Source organism: Duganella sp. CY15W (assembly GCF_009857555.1).
Lineage (GTDB): Bacteria > Pseudomonadota > Gammaproteobacteria > Burkholderiales > Burkholderiaceae_D > Rugamonas > Rugamonas sacchari.
In genome coordinates, this window is record NZ_WWCQ01000004.1 from 292,384 (window position 1) to 308,399 (window position 16,016).

The 16,016-nt window shown below is 61.1% G+C and carries 16 protein-coding genes; 4 read left to right on the plus strand and 12 right to left on the minus strand.

Annotated elements, in window-relative coordinates:
* Nucleotides 1-63: 63 nt before the first annotated feature.
* Nucleotides 64-555 carry a hypothetical protein gene (locus GTP58_RS21325; RefSeq protein ID WP_161079151.1) on the plus strand — a complete coding sequence of 164 codons (492 nt, stop codon included), beginning with the start codon at nucleotides 64-66 and terminating at the stop codon, nucleotides 553-555.
* Nucleotides 556-637: 82 nt separating this feature from the next.
* On the opposite strand, the gene GTP58_RS21330 is transcribed toward GTP58_RS21325, so the two are convergent.
* From GTP58_RS21330 to GTP58_RS21355, 6 genes are all read right to left on the minus strand, one after another.
* Nucleotides 638-1,516 (minus strand): SMP-30/gluconolactonase/LRE family protein, encoded by an 879-nt coding sequence (locus tag GTP58_RS21330; protein WP_161079152.1) that lies wholly within the window; start codon nucleotides 1,514-1,516, stop codon nucleotides 638-640.
* Nucleotides 1,504-3,081 carry an aldehyde dehydrogenase (NADP(+)) gene (locus GTP58_RS21335; protein ID WP_161079153.1) on the minus strand — a complete coding sequence of 526 codons (1,578 nt, stop codon included), beginning with the start codon at nucleotides 3,079-3,081 and terminating at the stop codon, nucleotides 1,504-1,506. Before GTP58_RS21335 ends, GTP58_RS21330 begins: the two co-directional genes overlap by 13 nt.
* Before the next feature lie 71 nt (nucleotides 3,082-3,152).
* Entirely contained in the window at nucleotides 3,153-4,064 is a 912-nt protein-coding gene (gene kdgD / locus GTP58_RS21340) for a 5-dehydro-4-deoxyglucarate dehydratase (RefSeq protein WP_072785324.1), read from the minus strand.
* A 142-nt stretch (nucleotides 4,065-4,206) separates the two neighbouring features.
* A complete protein-coding gene (locus GTP58_RS21345) occupies nucleotides 4,207-4,965 on the minus strand; it encodes a FadR/GntR family transcriptional regulator (protein WP_072785327.1) in 759 nt (252 codons plus the stop codon).
* Nucleotides 4,966-5,095: 130 nt separating this feature from the next.
* Nucleotides 5,096-5,914 carry an HDOD domain-containing protein gene (locus GTP58_RS21350; protein ID WP_161079154.1) on the minus strand — a complete coding sequence of 273 codons (819 nt, stop codon included), beginning with the start codon at nucleotides 5,912-5,914 and terminating at the stop codon, nucleotides 5,096-5,098.
* A gap of 17 nt (nucleotides 5,915-5,931) precedes the next feature.
* On the minus strand, nucleotides 5,932-7,350 hold the full coding sequence (locus GTP58_RS21355; RefSeq protein ID WP_161079155.1) for an MFS transporter: 1,419 nt from the start codon (nucleotides 7,348-7,350) through the stop codon (nucleotides 5,932-5,934).
* 241 nt (nucleotides 7,351-7,591) lie between these two features.
* On the opposite strand from GTP58_RS21355, the gene GTP58_RS21360 reads away from it, so the two are divergent.
* A complete protein-coding gene (locus GTP58_RS21360) occupies nucleotides 7,592-8,881 on the plus strand; it encodes a porin (protein ID WP_229215684.1) in 1,290 nt (429 codons plus the stop codon).
* 6 nt (nucleotides 8,882-8,887) lie between these two features.
* Here the strand turns inward: GTP58_RS21360 and GTP58_RS21365 are convergent, their stop codons facing one another.
* From GTP58_RS21365 to GTP58_RS21390, 6 genes are all read right to left on the minus strand, one after another.
* Nucleotides 8,888-9,235, minus strand: a complete 348-nt coding sequence (locus tag GTP58_RS21365; RefSeq protein WP_161079156.1) for a DUF4351 domain-containing protein — start codon at nucleotides 9,233-9,235, stop codon at nucleotides 8,888-8,890.
* Between the two features lie 103 nt (nucleotides 9,236-9,338).
* Nucleotides 9,339-9,641, minus strand: a complete 303-nt coding sequence (locus tag GTP58_RS21370; RefSeq protein ID WP_161079157.1) for a hypothetical protein — start codon at nucleotides 9,639-9,641, stop codon at nucleotides 9,339-9,341.
* A 113-nt stretch (nucleotides 9,642-9,754) separates the two neighbouring features.
* Nucleotides 9,755-10,336 (minus strand): TerD family protein, encoded by a 582-nt coding sequence (locus tag GTP58_RS21375; protein WP_072785335.1) that lies wholly within the window; start codon nucleotides 10,334-10,336, stop codon nucleotides 9,755-9,757.
* 9 nt (nucleotides 10,337-10,345) lie between these two features.
* Nucleotides 10,346-11,044 carry a TIGR00266 family protein gene (locus tag GTP58_RS21380; RefSeq protein ID WP_161079158.1) on the minus strand — a complete coding sequence of 233 codons (699 nt, stop codon included), beginning with the start codon at nucleotides 11,042-11,044 and terminating at the stop codon, nucleotides 10,346-10,348.
* Nucleotides 11,045-11,068: 24 nt separating this feature from the next.
* Nucleotides 11,069-11,644: a TerD family protein gene (locus GTP58_RS21385; protein WP_072785339.1), complete on the minus strand. Its 576-nt coding sequence runs from the start codon at nucleotides 11,642-11,644 to the stop codon at nucleotides 11,069-11,071.
* 85 nt (nucleotides 11,645-11,729) lie between these two features.
* A complete protein-coding gene (locus GTP58_RS21390; protein WP_161079159.1) occupies nucleotides 11,730-12,785 on the minus strand; it encodes a DUF475 domain-containing protein in 1,056 nt (351 codons plus the stop codon).
* 102 nt (nucleotides 12,786-12,887) lie between these two features.
* On the opposite strand from GTP58_RS21390, the gene nhaR reads away from it, so the two are divergent.
* Both nhaR and GTP58_RS21400 read left to right on the plus strand, forming a co-directional pair.
* Nucleotides 12,888-13,811, plus strand: a complete 924-nt coding sequence (gene nhaR, locus GTP58_RS21395; protein WP_161079160.1) for a transcriptional activator NhaR — start codon at nucleotides 12,888-12,890, stop codon at nucleotides 13,809-13,811.
* A gap of 99 nt (nucleotides 13,812-13,910) precedes the next feature.
* Nucleotides 13,911-16,013 carry a serine/threonine-protein kinase gene (locus tag GTP58_RS21400; protein ID WP_161079161.1) on the plus strand — a complete coding sequence of 701 codons (2,103 nt, stop codon included), beginning with the start codon at nucleotides 13,911-13,913 and terminating at the stop codon, nucleotides 16,011-16,013.
* The last annotated feature ends 3 nt before the right edge of the window (nucleotides 16,014-16,016 follow it).

Below are 16,016 nucleotides of genomic sequence, written 5' to 3' on the forward strand. Positions count from 1 at the left end.
GCCGCAACCGCAGCGCGGGGGCATTGGCATATACTTGGGCCGGATAACGTCAAGAGGCCTGCCATGCGTCCACTGCTCCCACTGCTGTTGCTATCATCCGCCGCCATCGCGCAGGCGGCACCTGCCGAGGCTTTGAAGCCGATGGCTTTTCTGGCAGGTCATTGCTGGAAGGGAGAGTTCCCGGACGGGAAGCAGACGGACGAGCATTGCTTCCAGTGGGCGCTGGACGGACACGCGCTACGCGATGTCCACACCGTGCGGACACCGGGCAAGCCGGACTATGTTGGCGAGACGCTGTACTACTACGACTCAGCGGCCAAGGTCGTCGCCTATCTGTATGTTGAAAATAGCGGCGGCTTCAGTCACGGCACCATGAAACCATCCGCCAACGGTCTCGAATTCCCCGAGGCGAAATACATCAACGGCGCCATGGTGCTGCCCTATCGCGGGCAGTGGACCATCGCCACCGACTCCTACGAAGCCTTTAGCGAAATGTACGTCAAGGACAAATGGATCACCCAGTTCAAGATGGTGCTGAAGCGCATCAAGGACTGACGCGCGACTGGCGCGGGGCCTCAGGCGGCCAGCAAGGCCGCAAACAAAAAGGGCAGACACCGTGTCAGTATCCGCCCCATCGTCATGCACCAAACAAGGTTTCAGCGACGCCCTTCACTCCAGGGCGCAGCATCACGACCGCGCCGCCCCACTCCGCGTCTTCCGGCTTGCCGGAGACGATGGAGGTGACCAGCAGCGTCTCCAGATCCTTGCCGCCGAAGGCACACATGGACGGCTTCAGCATCGGCACATCGATACGGCGATCCAGCTTGCCGTCCGGCGTAAAGCGCAGCACACAGCCGCCATCGTTCCCGCAGATCCAGTAGCAGCCATCGGCATCCACCGCCGCGCCGTCAGGACGGCCCGCATAGGACGTCATGTCGGCAAACACGCGGCGATTGCCTGGCACGCCGTCGTCGATGTCATAGTCGAACGCCCACACCATGCGACGCGTGGGATGCGAGTCTGACAGATACATGGTGCGGCCATCCGGCGAAAACGCCGTGCCGTTCTGCGTAATCAGCTCCGACACAAACGGCGCCGAAATACCGCGCGCCGCATCGTAGCGGAACAACTGTCCCACTGGCCGGGCGGCGCCCATGTCCATGAACATGGTGCCGCTCCAGAAGCGACCTTGACGATCGCAACGGCCATCGTTGAAGCGCATGCCTTCGCCCAGGCCGGAAACCGGCGTCGCCAGCTTGATCGCCCTGGCGGCTGGCTCCGCGCCCAGTTCCAGGCTGAAGATGCCCGTCTCCATGCCCGCAATCAGTCCACCGCCGGCCTTGGCCGCCACGCAGGCGACCATCTCGGCGTTGTCCCAGGAGCGGGCGGCGCCGCTGGCGCCATCCATGCGCCATACGCGCCTGGCCGGAATATCCACCCAGTACCAGGCGCCTTCGGCCGCATTCCAGGTGGGGCTTTCGCCCACCGTGCAGCTAACGCCGCTTACGCGTTCCATACCAGATCGCCGTTGACCACACGGGGAATCTGCTGCGGATTATTGTCCGCCAGCGCTTCGGGCAGCAGGTACGCAGGCACGTCCTGATAGCACACCGGACGCAGGAAGCGGTCGATGGCCGATGCGCCTACCGACGTCGTACGGCTGTCCGAGGTCGATGGGAACGGACCGCCATGCACCATGGCGTGCGACACCTCAACCCCAGTGCCAAAGCCATTGAACAGGATGCGGCCAACCTTACGTTCCAGCACCGGCAGCAGCCTGGCCGCCAGCGCCTTGTCGTCAGCGGTTGCGTGCACGGCGGCGGTCAACTGGCCTTCCACGTGTTCCGCCACCGCCAGCAGCTCTTCCTCGTTATCAGCGACCACCAGCAGCGAGGCTGGGCCAAAGATTTCGCCTTCCAGCGCAGCGTCGCTCAGGAAGCGCTTGGCTTCCACCTGGTACAGGAACGCTTGCGCGCCGCATGGCAGATCATTGGTCTGGCCGGCCGCAACCTGCTGCACGCCGTCCACGCCCGCCAGGCCTTTCACGCCGCTGGTGTACGCCTTATGAATGCCAGGGGTCAGCATGGTGGTCGCAGGCTTGGCGCCGATGGTGCCGGCGGCGCCATCGACGAAGGCTTGCAGCTTGTCCGACTTCAGGCCGATCAGCAGGCCCGGGTTGGTGCAGAACTGGCCGGAGCCCAGCGTCAGCGAATCGGCAAACGCCTGCGGCAGCTTGGCGTTATCCAGTGCGCCTGGCAGCAGGAACACAGGATTGATCGAGCTCATTTCTGCGTACACAGGGATAGGTTCCTTACGTGCGGCGGCGGTTTTCATGAGTGCGATACCGCCAGCGCGCGAGCCGGTGAAGCCAACGGCTTTGATCGTCGGATGCGCCACCAGGTTCTGGCCGATGGTCTGGCCCGAACCGATCAGCATGGAGAACACGCCTTCCGGCATATTGCATTCAGCAGCGGCTTGGGCGACAGCCTTGCCGACCAGTTCCGACGTGCCCAAGTGCGCCGAGTGAGCTTTCACCACGACCGGGCAACCGGCTGCCAGTGCCGACGCGGTATCGCCGCCCGCCACCGAGAACGCCAGCGGGAAGTTCGACGCGCCGAACACTGCGACCGGGCCAAGGCCGATTTTACGCAGGCGCAGGTCCGGGCGTGGCGCCGGTGCGCGGTCAGGCAACGCGCTATCCAGCGTCGCGGATTGAAAGCGGCCATCGCGCACCACCTTGGCGAACAGGCGCAGCTGGTTGCAGGTGCGGCCACGCTCGCCTTCCAGGCGCGCTTGCGGCAGGCCGGTTTCCTGCATGGCGCGCTCGATCAGGGCGGGACCCAGATCCATGATGCGGTCAGCGATGGTTTCCAGGAATTTTGCGCGCGCTTCCAGACCGGTGGCGCGGTACGCATCGAAAGCGGCATCTGCCAGTTCGCAGGCGCGTTGCAGGTCGGCGGCACTGGCCAGGCCGAACGCCGGTTCGATTTCCGCGTTACGCGATGGGTCGATGGCTTTCATCGTGCCTTCCTTACCCAGGACTGCATTGCGGCCGATGATCATTTCGCCTACTACTTGCATGTTGACTCCTTATGTATGAAAAGCGCGGTCGTAGCCGCGCTTTGATTTGATTTTTCCGTAAGCTTAGCGGATTACTGGGCGCCTTGCTTCAGCATCAGCTTATGCAGCATCTCGATTTCTTCGCCGTTCAGATCGGTCAGCGGCGCACGGACCGGGCCTGCATCGTGGCCTGCGAGTTTTGCACCAGCTTTTACGATGGAAACGGCATAACCGGCCTTGCGATTGCGGATTTCCAGGTACGGCAGGAAGAATTCGTCCAGCATGCGGTTTTGTTCCGCTTTGTTGTCCGACGCCACAGCGTGGTAAAAATCCATCGCCAGTTTCGGCATGAAGTTGAACACGGCCGACGAGTACACCGGCGTGCCCAGCGCCTTGTAGGCAGCGGCATACACTTCCGCAGTTGGCAGGCCGCCCAGGTAGCTGAAGCGGTCGCCCATCTTGCGCCAGATCGACACCATCAGTTCGATGTCACCGATGCCGTCCTTGAAGCCGATGAGGTTCGGGCAACGGTCGGCCAGGATCGCCAGCGAGGTTGGGCTCAGGCGGCAGTTGGCGCGGTTGTACACCACCACGCCCAGGCTGGTGGCTTTGCAGACTTCCGCCACGTGTTCGATCAGGCCATCCTGCGAGGCTTCGGTCAGGTAGTGCGGCAGCAGCAGCAGGCCTTGTGCGCCGGCCTTCTCGGCTTCCTTGGCGTACGCGGCAGCGACACGGGTCGGGCCGCCAACGCCAGCCAGAATCGGCACCTGGCCACGGCAGGTGTCCACTGCGGTCTTGATGATTTCCGGGAACTCCTGCGGGGTCAGCGAGAAGAACTCGCCAGTACCGCCGGCGGCGAACAGCGCGCTGGCGCCGTAGGGAGCCAGCCATTCCAGACGTTCAATGTAGGTCGACTTGCGGAAGTTGCCTTCGGCGTCAAAGTCGGTGACCGGGAACGACAGCAGGCCGGAGGAAAGGATTTTTTTCAGGTCATTCGGTTGCATTACAGTCTCCAATATTGACGTCTGGTGAGGATGAAGGCGACCCATTCCGTGTCGCGTTGTATGACATCGTACAACTAGATCTGTAAGGATGCAAGCGATTTAACGAAAACCGTCAAACCGCTACCTCGGCAAGTGAAAGGGATCAGGCGTTGCCGGCTTCCTGCTGGGCGCGACGAAGGCGCTCGCGGCTGTTGCTCAAGTGGGTACGCATGGCGGCGCGCGCCGCTTCCGCATCCTTGCGCAGGATGGCGTTGTAGATGTCGTCGTGCTCGCGGTTGACGCGCTCCTGGTAGGCCACCGGATCGTCATGCGTCAGCTGTGCCGAGTCCAGACGGGCCCGCGGAATGATGGTGTTGCCAAGGTCGCTCAGGATATCGACAAAGTAACGGTTGCCAGTAGCCTGTGCGATCAGCAGGTGAAAGGCCTTATCCGACTCCACTGCCCCGGCGCGGTTTTGCGACGTGACGATCCGCTTCAATGCCGCTTCCATCTGCTGCACCTGCTCTTCCGTACGGCGCGTGGCGGCCAGCCAGGCGGCTTCCGTCTCCAGGCTGATACGCAGTTCCAGGATGGCCAGTACATCGCCGATGGTGCGGATGGTATCGGACGAGAACAGGTTGGCCGGCTGCGGCTCCAGCACAAAGGTGCCGATGCCGTGGCGGGTTTGCACCAGGCCGGCGGCCTGCAGATGCGAGATGGCCTCGCGCACCACGGTGCGGCTGACGCCGTGCATTTCCATGATGACGGACTCGGTCGGCAGCTTTTCGCCCGGCTTCAGCGTGCCGGCCTGGATGCTGGAAGTGAAGCTCTCCACCACGCCCTGGGCGAGGTTGCGATGCTTCTTTTTAGGCACAAGGGCTGGCGCGGCAGGCGCGGCGGATACTGATACGGTCTGATTCATGGCTGTTTTACTGTTGTATGACGACTATTAGGATACACGCATTGATGTGTACCGCGCTGCGCATATTGCCAGAGTTTCGGACCAAATTGTATCTTCAACATCATTTTCGCCACAATTTAGAGGCGAAAACTTAAACTAGTAGCGCTGCGCTCATGGAGGCGGCTTCGTCGGAGGATTCCAGCAGGATCTGGTCGAGCAAGGCGTTGTCGTCGACAAAGCCCGCCAGCGATGGACTGTCCTGGCCCGCCGTGAACTGTGAACGTACCGGCGCCAGGCGCTTGGCGATCAGCAGCGTATCGCGCAGGCCCAGCGGCGGTGGCGTCAGCGTGGCGCCGCGCAGCGACACGATGGCCTGGGCGACCGGCTCCGGTATCGCCATCTTTTTCATGATCTCGCGCGAGATGATCTCCTGCGCTGCGCCCATCCACTCGGCCGGATCGTCCAGCAGGCCGGGAATCTCGTCGGCGCGCGACAGCAGGTAGAAACCGCCGGCCTCATGCACAATGCCGGCAAACAGCGCCGTATCGGGATCAGTGGCGGTCAGCTTGCGGCCTACCACATGCGCCAGCGCCGCCACGTGGGCCGTGTGGCGCCACAGCAGATCCGCCTGCGCGCGCAGCTTGTCGTCGCGGATGCGGGCGCCGAACTGGCGCACCACCATCGCCGCAGCCATGGTGTACAGATTGCGATACCCCACGCGCTGCACTGCCGCGCGCACGCTGGTGACCGGCGCGCCGCTGCGGTTGAACACGGCCGCATTGGCCAGCGCCACGGTGCGCGCGGCCAGCAAGGGCTCGCCCAGCACCTTGCGGATCACGTCGTCCATCTCGCAATCAGGATCGGCCAGCGCCAGCTGCAGGCGCAAGGCCGCATTCACGCTGGTCGGGAGGACCAGCTCGCCACGCGCAGCCTGCGCGACGATCTGCGAGAAGTCTCTTAGTTTTTCCATGGAAACATTATAACGCTTTACCGGCCTGCGCCCCTTGCAACTTGCTCGCCGGCGTCCGGCGCCAGCCGCAGCGCATCCGCCAGGCCCAGCAAACTGACCAGCGCCACCAGCAGAAAGGCCAGCCGGTAATCGATGGCAGGCCAGCCGGCGATGCCCAGCTGCTGCGCGCTCCAGTGCCCGACCCGCACGCCCGTCGCCCCCAGCGCCACGCCCAATCCCAGCGCGACCTGGAAGGCGGTACTGAACAAGGTATTGGCCGCTGCCATGCGCGCCTGCGGCACATCGGCAAACGCGATCGTGTTGAGCGCACTGAATTGCATGGAGCGCGTCAGGCCGCCGACAAACAGCACGGCCGCGATCAGCCACACCGGCGTGGCTGGCGTCAGCCATGCGCAAGCGGCCAGCGCGCTCACATTGGTCAGGCCGTTCACCAGGATCACCGGCTTGAAGCCGAAGCGGCGCAGGACCGGCGTGGTGGCGGGCTTCATCATCAGATTGCCGGCAAAGACGGCAATCACCAGCAGGCCGGAATGGAAGGCGTCCAGGCCAAAACCCAGCTGGAACATCAGCGGCAGCAGGAAAGGCACAGCGCCTATCGCCATGCGGAACAACGAGCCGCCGATGATCGTGATGGAGAACGTGGGAATCGCAAACGAAGACAAGTCGATGAGCGGATGCGCGGCACGTTTCAAGTGCCAGCCCAGCGCGATGAGCAGCAATACGCCCATCAGCAGGCAGCCGCCTGCCTCGCGCCAGTCGGGATGCTGGCCGCCGATCACTTCCGCGCCCCAGGTCAGCAGGAACAAGGCGCTGCCGCTCAGCAGAAAACCCGGCCAGTCAAACGGCCGCTTGCCGGCAGCGCGGGTGTCCGGGATCAGCCACCACGCTGCCGCCAGTGCCAGCACGCCCAGCGGCAGGTTCAGATAAAAGATCCAGCGCCAGCTCGCATAGCTGGTGATGAAGCCCCCCACCGGCGGCCCCAGCACCGGCGCCACCAGCGCCGGCCAGGTGAGCGTGGCGATGACTGCGATGAGTTTTTCCTTGGGCGTGTTATTGAGCACCAACAGGCGGCCGACCGGCACCATCATCGCACCACCGGCGCCTTGCAGCACGCGCAGCCAGACGAATTCCGTGAGCGTGTCCGCCATCCCGCACAGCACTGAAGCCAGCGTGAAGATCGCCAGCGCCGCAGCGAATACGCGGCGCGCGCCCAAGCGCTCCGCCACCCAGCCGCTGATCGGAATGAATACGCCCAGCGTCAGCAGGTATGCGCTGACGCCGATATTCAAGGCCAGCGGCGCCACACCAAACGCGTGGGCGATGTCCGGCACGGCGGTTGTGATGACCGTGCCGTCCAGATTCTCCATAAAGAATGCGCCAGCGACCAGCAAGGCGATCCACCTGCTGTTCACCGGCGACTGCGTGCTGCTCTGCATATCGCATCCTGATTGCGTGAATGCGCCATTTTAGCCGCGCTGCACAATTTTTTCCGCACGCTCGCTTGCAAAGGCGAAGTAATCGTTCATATCGTTTAGTGTGTTTTTAATGCCACGATCAATGCACGTTAAAAGAAGAACACACGTGCCAATTCCTCAACTCTGCTATAGAGTCGTACTACAAGCATAAACAACGACAGGAGAACCACTCATGAAGAGAAATGCCGCTTACGCAGCATGCATGTCCGCACTCGCCCTGTTTGCCGGCCAAGCCGCCGCGCAATCCTCAGTCACCATGTACGGCACCCTTGATGTGGGCTGGGACCGTATCGATAAAGGCCAAGGCAATGTCCAGGGCACCGTATTCGGCGTCAGTGGTTCTACCCCAGTCCCCAACAGCATCGCCGCTCCAGCCAGTGTCGCCACGCGCATCAGTCCATCGCATACGCGTCAGAGCAATATCGGCTTTAAAGGGGTGGAAGATCTGGGGGGCGGCTACCGCGGCCTGTTCGTGCTGGAAGGCGGCGTCACCATCGATAACGGCAGCACTGCCAACGATGGCCGGCTGTTCGGCCGCCAGGCATATGTCGGCCTGACTACGCCAGGCGGCGAAATCAAAATCGGCCGCCAGGCCAGCCCAATGCTGATCGCCTACTATCTGGTGACGCCAGAAGCGTTGGGCAGCACGGACTTCTTCGGCGCTGGCCTGGTGGTCAACACCGTGCAGACCTGGCAGGATAACCAGATCAGCTATGCGCTCAAACAGGGACCATGGACGGCGATCCTGTCGTATGCCACCAACTCCGGTATCGGCACCGGCATCAGCGCCGCGCGCTCGATCGCGACATCGTCGACGCCAGTGGCAACGCCGGGTACAGGCCAGATTGTCGGCGGTGCGACCGCCGGCAGCGAAACGCCGAGCGGCCGCGGTAAAACCACCGGCGCCATGCTGGCCTACCGCACCGAGAACCTGACAGCACTGGGCTCCTACCATCGCAACAACTTCGACAACGTGCCGATTGGCGTGGTGTCCGGCTCCACGCTGGTGCCGCTGTTCTACGGCGAACACTTCACGTCCTACATGGTCTCGGCCAAATACACCTTCCCGGGCGCCGGCACCACGGTGGCTGTCGCTGGCCACAATGCCCAGTTCACCCTGCGCGGGAATACCGATCCTGAAGTGCGTACCTGGTCAGCCACCGTCAAACATCCGGTTGGCGCGTTTGACCTGACGGCGATCTTCCTCGATTCCAAATTCACCAACTACACCCGGGGCAAGGATCGCGGCGTGATGCTGGGCGTGGACTATAACTTCTCCAAACGCACGGCGATCTATACGCGCTTCGGCGGCATCAAGGATAAGCGCGGTAACGTGGTGGTGAGCAGCGCAACGCCGCTGCCACTGGCTGGTGGTCCGGCAGCGATCCTGATTCCGCTGGGGACGCAGGAAGTGCCGCTGTTCTCTGGCGCCGGCCAAAACATCGACGCACGCACCACGATGCTGAGTCTCGGCATCCGCCACTCGTTCTAAAGCACTTCAACCGCTGCCCAGCAGGCGCTTCAACGATTGCGCCGCTGGCAGCGCATCACTCCAGATTTCCAGCTGGGCCAGGTCAGCACTGGCCAGCTTGTTCAGGGCGCTGCGCGGCAGTGGACCAAAGCGCTGAATAAGCTGACGCGCCAGCAGCGCGACCGCCCCCTCCTTGCGGCCCTGTTCCAGTCCTTCTTGCAGTCCTTTCTGTCGCCCCTTCTGTTCGCCTTCCTGGCGCCCCTTGTCTATGAAGGACTGCTCCAATGGCGTGATCCATTCCACTTTGCGCTCCTTTTCCAGCTTGAGAACAGCCTGCCAGTAGCGCTTCTGATACGGCTCTGGCAAAGCCATCATCCAGTTGATCACTTTGAACAAAACAATTATGCGCCGTTTGCGCCAACCATGCTGGAACAGTAGTCGTGTCAACTGCCACTTGGCGGCATAGAGTTCATCTGGATTATGATGTGCCTGCTGTGTGCGAAGATGCGCAAGCGTGATCTAGGCGCTGAGCCTGAACCTCTATGTGGACCAGCACCCACTGAAAACGCCCATCATGCAGTCGCAGTTCCACTAGCTTGTCCGCCACCATACCATCAGGTACATCACCAAAGCCGATTCCAGCCAATTCTTTGTCGCAGAAGCGTGGCCGCGCCGACCAGTCGATTTCTTTGTATAAGCCGTAAAAAAAGAAACGCATGAAAGCACGAAAAGCATGCGTCAATGCGAGTTTCCAGGGAAGATCGTAGCGTGCGTTGGTCATTCACGCAGTCTACGTCGGCGCCATAACGCGCCGTATTGAGGTACTACAATCGGGCGAAAAAAAACGGAGCACTGCCGGTACAGTACTCCGTTAAAGACACACAGCCGAAAATCTTATAAGTGGGTCGCAATCTGCGGCAGCAGATCATCAAAGGTGCGGCCATTGCCGTTCTCGCCGATGGCGTGCATCTTCCATTCGCCGTTGTGGCGGTAGACCTTGGCCATGATCTGCGCCGAGTGCGGACCTTGCACCGACAGATTGAAACGCGCCACTTCGCGGCCATTCGCCGCGTCCAGCAGACGGCAGTACGCGTTCTCCACCTGCGCAAACGTCTGGCCGGTAAAGCTGTTCACCGTGAACACCAGGCTCTTGACGCTCGAAGGTACGGCGTTCAGATCGACATTGATCTGCTCATCGTCGCCATCGCCAGCGCCGGTGCGGTTGTCGCCCGTGTGCACGATGCTGCCATCCTTGCTCTTCAGCTGACGGAAGAAGATCACGTCCACCGGACGATGGCCCTCATCAAACATCACACAGGACGCATCCAGATCGACCGCTTCGGTCTTGGCGCCAAAACCCAGGAAACCCTTGGACTTGATGGCATCCCAGCCCAGGCCCATCGTCACGCGGCCCAATGCGCCGCCAGCTTCCTTCTCCAGAGAGATCTTCTGGCCCTTGCTCAAATTGACTGACATAGTTACTCCTTATTGCGCGGATTGACGCAGCAGCCAGGCCTGGAACGAAGTGCTGTTACGCGAGCAAATCAACACCTTGCCTTTGCCCGAAAATCGCAGCACCATGCCCTCGCCGCTGGTCTGGCTGTTCACCAGATTGCTGAGGAATCCGCTATTGCCGCCGGTGGTGACCGAGATCTCGTAGCGCAAAGCGCTATCCCAAGCCACCACATGCGAGTTATCGATAATGATGTCGCGCCCCGGCTCCACCTCGAGCTGCGAGATGCCGCCGAAACCGGACACCGCCACCTGACCGACGCCGCTGGTCTCGGTGATGAAAAAGCCGCCGCTCTGCGCGAACAGGGCATTGCCCAGGCTTTGCGTACGCACCTTGAGTTCCACGCCGGAAGTGGCGGCGACAAACGCGCCGTCACTCAGCATGTACTGCTGGTTGCCGACATCCAGCACCTGCATTGCACCCGGCAGGGTCGGCGCCAGCAGACAATCGCCACCGCCACGCACCGCCTCGATATGCTGCTGGAAGAAGGACTCGCCGTTGGCGAAGCGGCGCATGATCGCCGCACCGATGCCGCCAGTGATCTTGCCCTTCAAGTCGAGCGCCGATTCCATCATCACCATCGCGTCCGATTCGCAGTAGATTTTTTCTCCCTGGCGCATCGACACATGCAGGAATGGATCGACGTCACCAGTGATCGTAAATACAGGCATGATTGCGAGTCCTTTCCTGAATGATTAAACGCCTACGCCGAACGAACCGGCCAGGGGACCGAGACCGCCTTTAAAGCCCTGGCCGACCGCCTTGAACTTCCAATCGCCACCGTTGCGATATACCTCGCCGAAGATCATGGCCGACTCGGTCGAACTGTCTTCCGACAGGTCGTAGCGGGCGATTTCCGCATTACTGCCAGCATTCACCGTGCGGATGAAAGCCTTCTGCACCATGCCAAAGTTCTGGCGGCGTGCATCGCCTTCGTGGATGGTGGCGCAGATCGCGATACGCTCCACATCGGCCGGCACCTTGGTCAGGTCGATGGTGACGGTTTCGTCGTCGCCATCGCCGTCGCCGGTACGGTTGTCACCCGAGTGGGCCACCGACTGGTCGGTCGATTTCAGGTTGTTGTAGAAGATGAAGTCACTGTCGGTGCGGACCTTGCCGTCCACTTTCAACAGGAAGGCCGAGCCATCCAGGTCGAAAGCGTTACCGTCGGTTGCACGCACATCCCAACCCAGGCCGACCACGATCTTGGTCAGGCCAGGTGCTTCTTTGCTCAGATTGACGTTGCCGCCTTTTTGCAGACTGATTGCCATTTTTGATACTCCTTAAATGAAAACCGGACTTTGGGTACTACCAGGCGGCGAGCCGTTGTCCGTATAAAACGGCCCGCCGGATTCTTTACGCTGCTGCGATAGCAGCCGTGGCTTCCTGCTTGCGGCGGTGGCGTATGGACGACCACACCGACGCTCCGATAAACGCCACACCAATCAAGCCAGTGAAGATCTCAGGCACGTGGTACTTCATACTCGCCAACATGATCGCGGCCAGAATACCGATCGCGTAGTGGGCGCCGTGTTCCAAGTACAGGAACTGGTCGAGCGTGCCCTTCTTCACCAGATAAATCGTCATCGAGCGGACAAACATCGCGCCAATCGCCAGGCCCAGCATGATGATCACAACGTCCGTGGTAATCGCAAACGCGCCAATCACACCATCGAAACTGAACGAGGCATCCAGCACTTCCAAATACAGGAAGCCGCCAATACCGCCCTTCTTGACCATGTCGCCGACGTTGCCGCCGCCTTCTTCTTCCTTCTCCAGCAGGCTGCTGATACCGTCAACACCGACGTAGATCAGAATGCCCCACAGACCCGAGATCAGCACCACCAGCTTCTGGCCTTCGCTGACCAGGCCCATACAGCCCAGCAGCACGCCCAGCGCGATCATCACGGAGATCGAGGACATCTTGCCCAGCGAGCCCAGTTTCTTCTCGAAGTTGCCCAGCCAGTGGGTTTCCTTCTCGTGGTCCAGCAGGAAGTTCAGGAACACTAGCAGCAGGAACATGCCGCCGAATGCCGCCACTTCAGCGTGGTGATTCGTCAGGTGCATCGAATACGTTTTCGGATCATTCAAGGCCAGCGTCCACACATCCATGATGCTGATGTCAGCGGCCACCGCTACAATCACCAGCGGGAAGATCAAGCGCATACCGAACACCGCGATGATGATGCCGACGCCAAGGAACAGCTTCTGCCAGTACTCGTTCCAGTTTTTCAATACCGAGGCATTGACCACTGCGTTATCGAAGGACAGCGAGACTTCCATGGCTGCCAGGATCAGCGCGATACCAAAGGCGGACAGCGCACCGCCCCACCCTGCCAGCGCATAGCCCCACCAGCCAGCCACCGCAAGGCAGATAAAGCTGACGAGGAAAGAAATTCTGAAATGCTTCATCGTTTTCTCTCGTAGTTATTAATCGATGCAACGCAGTGTAAAGAAATCCGACATTTTGAAAAATAGAAGATAATTGAAGTATTACTTCGCAAAAACAGAACCATGAAAAACAGCACACTGAACTTTCGTCACCTGTACTTCTTCTGGATGGTCGCCAAAGAAGGTGGCGTCACACGTGCTGCCGAGCGTCTCGGCCTGGCCGTGCAAACCATCAGCATGCAGCTGGCATCGCTGGAACAATCGATCGGAAAACAGCTGCTGGAGCCGCAAGGGCGCCGACTCGTCCCCACCGAGGCGGGCAGAAAGGCGCTGAGCTATTGCGACCAGATCTTTCTGCTGGGCGAGCAGTTGCAGGACGCACTGGAAGAAGCGGATAACGGCAAGATGCGCCTCACTGTCGGCATCTCCGACTCGCTGCCCAAGCTGATCGCCTACCGCCTGCTGCAAGCCACCCAGACCATGGACACGCAAGTACGCCTGGTCTGCATGGAAGACGAATTTGAAAACCTGCTGGCCGACCTGGCGCTGGGCAAGCTGGATGTCGTACTGACCGACCGCACCGTGCGCGCAGGAGGCAGCCTCAAGGTATTCAGCCACCTGCTGGGGGAAAGCGACATGAAACTGTTTGGCGTACAGCGCCTGGCGCGCAAATACCGTCGCAACTTTCCAGAGAGCCTGCACGGTGCGCCACTGCTGCTGCCGACGCGCAACAACGCACTGCGCGGCCGCATCGACGCCTGGCTGGTAGAACGCAAGGTCCGCCCCGAAATCGTCGCCGAATTCGAAGACAACGCCATGTTGAACACCTTCGGCCGCAATGGCCTGGGCATGTTCTTCGCGCCATCCGCACTGGCGCAGGACATCGAAGACCAGTTCGGCGCCGTGCTGGTCGGCGATGCGCCCGAACTGCGCGAGCACTTCTATGCCATCTCCAACGCCCGCAAAATCACCCACCCGGCAATCGAAGCCATCCTCAACGAAGTCCACTCCGGCCTGTTTTCATACACAGCGCAAGATCCCGATTAACGGTATTTTTGTCTTATTTTTTTTGCTACACTGACTGATGTGCTAGACCATGCAGCACAGCTTCATCTTGCAAACTGAATGTGACGAAAAGGACTGTCAGTGTCTGTGCAATACGAAATCGGCCCCTGCCTGGGTGCAGGCGGTTTTGGCGAGGTCTTTGAAGCATGGGACCATCAACTGCAGCGCAGCGTCGCCATCAAGCGCCTCAGGAACTTCGGGGATGCAACGCATTCGGAGCATCTGCTGCGGGAAGCGCGCCTGGCGGCGTCGCTGAAGCATGCTGCCTTCGTCAAAATTTACGCGCTGGAGCAAAGCCCGCAGGGCCAGGCCATCGTGATGGAACTGGTGGAGGGCCAGACACTCAAGCAACTGCTGTCACAGGCGCCCCTGCCTGAAAAAGCCGCCCTGGCCATCATGCGGCAACTGGCCGACGCGATGTGCGAGGCGCATGACTCCGGCCTGGTCCATGGCGATCTCAAACCGTCCAATCTGATGCAGGATGTCTCAGGCACGGTCCGCATACTCGACTTCGGACTGGCGGCCCAGTTCGATCCGCAAGCCACCATGTCGCTCCACCCCTCTGAACAGCAGGGCACCATCGCCTACATGGCGCCTGAACGCCTGCAAGGGGCGCCACTGCGGCCGCAAAGCGACATCTATGCGCTCGGCGTGATCCTGTACGAACTGCTGACGGGCAGCCGTCCGTTCGCCGACCTGAACGGACTGGCATTGGCCGCAGCACAGATGCAATCCTGCTCCGACCACTGGCCCTATCCAGACCATGTACGGCCGGCCCTGGTGCAACTGGTACGGGCACTGACGGCTGTCCCGGCGGATAAGCGCGTGCAGACCATGCAGAAGGTCCGCGAACTGCTCGCGCAAGTCGATGGACCGAACTTCAGGCTCGCGCCAGCCGCGCCCTCCCGGTTGCGCCGCAGCCGGTTGGCACTGTGGGGGGGCGCGCTGGTGCTCATGCTGGGCGGTGCGTGGCTGGCCACGCCCCATCTGCCCACATCCGGCCAGTTGCACACCCTGCTCGAGCCATATTCGGAAGCCCAGGAAATGCAGCAGGGCCTGCAAGCGCTCAAACAGTGGGACCGGCCGGGCGCAACCGGCGAAGCGGAAGCCCATTTTGCCAAGGTACTGGAACATACGCCCGGCAGTGCAGCGGCGGCGGCAGGCCTGGCGATCGCCTATGGATTCCGCTACAACAGTGACCACATGGACGACATCTGGTTGCGCAAAGCATCCGCAGCTGCGCAGCAGGCGTTACAGCTCAATCCACAACTGGCGCTGGCGCATGTGGCGCAAGCGAGCGTCTTGATCTGGGAAAGGAAACCCGAACCGGCATTGGCTGCCTTCAATCAGGCCTTGAGCCTGGATCCGGCCAACCTCAACGCATTGGATGGCAAAATTCTGGCACTGCGTCGCCTGCGCCACTATGACAGCGCGCTACAAACCGCCGAAGACGGTGCACGGCGCTATCCACGCGAGCGGGTCTTTGCCGACCATATTGGTTCTATCCACTATGCCCAGGCACACTATCCGCAAGCCGAGCAGGCGTTCCGCCACAGCATACAGCTGCAGCCTGATGCGGTGGTGGCCTATGCCAATCTCGCTGCGGCACTGGCCAGTCAAAATAAAATCGATGATGCGCTCCATATACTGCAGCAGGGCCTGGAGGTTCGTCCGAGCGCCTGGCTGTATGGGAACCTGGGGAATGTGCTGTTTTTACGCGAAGACTACCAGGGCGCCGCCGTCGCCTTCGCGGCTGCGGTCAGCCCCGATAAAGGCAATCCCGCCGACTATCTGGGCTGGGCCAATCTGGCGGATACCTTGCTATGGCTGCCTGGCCGCGCCGAAGACGCCCGCCGGGCCTATGCGCGTGCCATCGAATTGCTGGCGCCGCGCCTGGCGCGGGCTCCGCAGGACGCCACGCTGGCCTCGCAAATGGGCATGTATGCCTCCCGCACCGGCAACCGCGAGCAGGCACTCAACTTGCTACAACAATCGCTGACGCTAGCACCAAAAGACGCCGAGGTACAGTTTCGCGCAGCACTTGGGTATGAACTGCTGGGAGAACGCAAACCCGCGCTGGCGGCGATTCACCGTGCTTTGCGTCTAGGCTATCCAGCAAAATTTATTGAAGCAACACCAGAGCTGGTCGCGCTGCGGCGCGACACGGCATACCAGCAACCATAACCA